This window comes from uncultured Mycobacterium sp., from assembly GCF_964249325.1.
Lineage (GTDB): Bacteria > Actinomycetota > Actinomycetes > Mycobacteriales > Mycobacteriaceae > Mycobacterium.
In genome coordinates, this window is the sequence record NZ_CAXUCH010000363.1 from 1 (window position 1) to 3,051 (window position 3,051).

Genomic DNA, 3,051 nt, shown 5'->3' on the forward strand with positions numbered 1-3,051 from the left:
GGGCAAACCCTGGGCCCGCCGGAAAGCCGCTCACGACCTGAAGTCAGCTGGCGGCGATCATCGTCACCGACAACATGGCCAACACCATGCCGACCGCTTGCCACCGAGTCACCCTTTCCCGCAGCACCACGATGGCCAGCACCACGGTCACCGCGGGATACAGCGAGATCAACACGCTGGCCAGCGACAGCAGCGAACCGTGCAGCGCCAGCAGCATCGTGATGTTGGCGCAGGTGTCCAACAACGCGGCGGCCACCGCGAGCCGCATCGGTGTTCCGGACGGAAGCCGTAGGTGACGTGTCGTCGCCGCCACCATGAGCACCAACACGGTCGCCGATATCCGCGCAAAGACCAGCGGCCAGAGCCGGCATTCCGCCGGAGCTTGGTGGATGAAGACGAAGTTGAGCCCGAAAGCGATCCCCGAGCCAATGGTCAGCCAGGCCACTTTGGTGGTGAACCGGTGCGGCCGGATGTCCTCGTCCGTGGCTTCCCGGCTGACCAACGTCACCGCAAGCATGGCCAGCAGGACGCCCATAAAGGCGTGTGCGCCTGGCCGCTCCCCAAATGCCACCCCGATCCCGACCGGTATGGCGGCATCCAGCACCGCCGCCAGCGGAGACACCACGGAGATCGGTCCGGATCCCAGCGCCGCGTAGAACCACCACGCGGCCAAGCCCTGGCTGAGTCCACCCAGCACACCCCAGAGCACGGCGGCGGGGTGGATGGGGCCGCCCACGATTGCGGCCATCACACCCAGCAGCAGCCCGGTAATCGGGTATGACACCAGCACCACGCGAAGCGCGGCTACCCGGCGTGAGGCGATACCGCCGGCAAAGTCGCTGACGCCGAAGCTGACCGCGGACAGCTGGGCATACGCGGCCCCGATCAGCTCATGCCCTTTACGTGTCGACCCAACTCTCGCACCACTTCTCGTTGCGCGTCACGGCGCGCCATATCCTGTCGTTTGTCGTGCGCTCTCTTGCCGCGCGCCAGTGCGAGTTCCACCTTGACTTTTCCTTGGGAGAAGTACACCGACAGCGGCACCAGCGCGAGGTTACCATCCCTGATCTTGCCGACCAGATGGTCGATTTGGCGGCGATGCAACAACAACTTGCGGTTGCGTCGGGGCTCGTGGTTGGTCCAGCTTCCGTGGTGATACTCCGGAATATGCATGTTGCGCAGCCACACTTCACCGCTGTCGATGGTGGCGAACGCGTCGACCAGAGACGCATGCCCCTCCCGCAGGCTCTTCACCTCCGTGCCGACCAGTGCGATTCCCGTCTCGAAGACTTCGAGGATCGAATAGTTATGCCGCGCTTTGCGGTTGGTGGCGATGATCTGTCTGCCGTCGCTTGCCTTGGCTCCGGATTTCTTCGCCATAGCTACCGCCGCACATACACCCGCAGCGTGGCGTACGCCGTCAGCCCGGCCATCGCCACACCCACAAAGAAAAGGATCGGGGAGATGTAAAGGATGTCGGCGTAGTCTATCCGCGCTATCAGATTGGCTTGATAGAACTGGCTTAGCGCGTTGTCCAAAAACCAAGCGCGGACCACGATTAAGCCGATGACCGCGATAATGACGCCGACGCTCGCCGCCACCATCGCCTCCAGCAGAAACGGCAACTGGGTGTACCAGCGGCTGGCGCCGACCAGCCTCATGATGCCGACTTCAGTGCGCCGCGTATAGGCGGCGACTTGAACCATGTTGGCGATCAACAATACTGCGCCGATCGCCTGTACCAGAGCCACCGCGAATGCAGCACTACTCAAACCGTCGAGTACAGCAAACAGGCGGTCGATCAGATCCTTTTGGTTGAGCACCGAAAGCACACCGGGTTGGCCCTGCATGGCAGCGTCAAAATCCTTGTGCTGCTCCGGATTCTCCAGCTTCACAATGAACGACGCCGGGAAGGAATCCTTGCCCGCCACATCTTTGTATTGCGGGAACTTGCGGATCGCGTCGTCGTAGGCGTCATCTCGATTGAGAAACCGCACCGATCTGACGTCGTTGCGCGCTTCGATCTTCTCGCGCAACGCCTTACACGCCCGGCTGGTACACGTTGGATCGTTGGCGGAGACGTCGTTGTTCAAAAACACCTGCGTCTCGACGCGGTCTAGGTAGATGCTGCGGGAGTGTTCGGCCAGCCGAACCACCAGCAGCCCGCCGCCGAACAGACCGATGGAGATGGCGGTGGTTAAAATCATGGCGATCGTCATGGTGACGTTGCGACGAAGACCAGTAACGACTTCGTTGAACAGGAAGCTGAATCGCACTTAGCGATCCATCCCGTATACGCCGCGCTGTTCGTCTCGCACCAACCTGCCCAGCGACAGTTCGACGACACGTTGGCGCATCGAGTCCACGATGTGATGGTCGTGCGTGGCCATCACCACGGTGGTTCCGGTGCGGTTGATCCGCTCCAGCAAATCCATGATGTCCTTACTGGTCTCCGGGTCCAGGTTGCCGGTGGGTTCATCGGCCAGCAGCACCAGCGGCCGGTTGACGAAGGCGCGGGCGATTGCGACGCGCTGCTGCTCCCCTCCCGACAGCTCGCTCGGCAGCCGGTTGGCTTTGCCGGAGAGGCCGACCATCTCCAGCACGTCGGGCACCACGCGGTTGATCGTCTCGCGGCGCTTGCCGATCACCTCCAAGGCGAACGCGACGTTTTCGTAAACCGTCTTCTTCTGCAGGAGCCGGAAGTCCTGGAAAACACATCCGATCACCTGCCGCAGGCTCGGGATGTGGCGGCCGGGCAATGCGTTGACGTGAAATTTCGAGACCCGAATGTCGCCCGTCGTGGGTTTCTCCTCCGCCAGCAGTAGCCGCATGAACGTGGACTTGCCGGAGCCAGACGGGCCGATAAGGAAGACGAACTCACCCTTGTCGATTTTGACGGTGATGTCATCCAGCGCCGGGCGCGCCGACGCTTTGTACTGCTTGCTGACGTGGTCAAGGGTGATCATCACGGCTCGCCAGTGTAGCGATGAGTTGCACCGCGCCCGGCGGTCACTGCAGCGGAAGAGGCGCCAGCCCTGGGCCGGGTGCGGG

General features: G+C 62.4%; 4 protein-coding genes. All 4 read right to left on the reverse strand.

Features of this window, described 5'->3' with window-relative positions; all coding sequences use genetic code 11:
• Positions 1-43: 43 nt before the first annotated feature.
• From ACFE99_RS24460 to ftsE, 4 genes are read right to left on the reverse strand one after another with little or no spacing between them, the layout of a single operon-like run.
• Positions 44-889 (reverse strand): EamA family transporter, encoded by an 846-nt coding sequence (locus ACFE99_RS24460; RefSeq protein WP_375489388.1) that lies wholly within the window; start codon positions 887-889, stop codon positions 44-46.
• Positions 886-1,380 carry an SsrA-binding protein SmpB gene (gene smpB, locus ACFE99_RS24465; RefSeq protein ID WP_375489384.1) on the reverse strand — a complete coding sequence of 165 codons (495 nt, stop codon included), beginning with the start codon at positions 1,378-1,380 and terminating at the stop codon, positions 886-888. Before smpB ends, ACFE99_RS24460 begins: the two co-directional genes overlap by 4 nt.
• A 2-nt stretch (positions 1,381-1,382) precedes the next feature.
• Positions 1,383-2,276: a permease-like cell division protein FtsX gene (gene ftsX / locus ACFE99_RS24470; protein ID WP_375489386.1), complete on the reverse strand. Its 894-nt coding sequence runs from the start codon at positions 2,274-2,276 to the stop codon at positions 1,383-1,385.
• Positions 2,277-2,966: a cell division ATP-binding protein FtsE gene (gene ftsE, locus ACFE99_RS24475; RefSeq protein WP_375489390.1), complete on the reverse strand. Its 690-nt coding sequence runs from the start codon at positions 2,964-2,966 to the stop codon at positions 2,277-2,279.
• Positions 2,967-3,051: the final 85 nt, after the last annotated feature.

Bases quoted from the DNA above. Each gene is read 5' to 3' on its own strand.
- smpB (WP_375489384.1), bottom strand. From the start codon at position 1,380: ATGGCGAAGAAATCCGGAGCCAAGGCAAGCGACGGCAGACAGATCATC.
- ftsE (WP_375489390.1), bottom strand. From the start codon at position 2,966: ATGATCACCCTTGACCACGTCAGCAAGCAGTACAAAGCGTCGGCGCGC.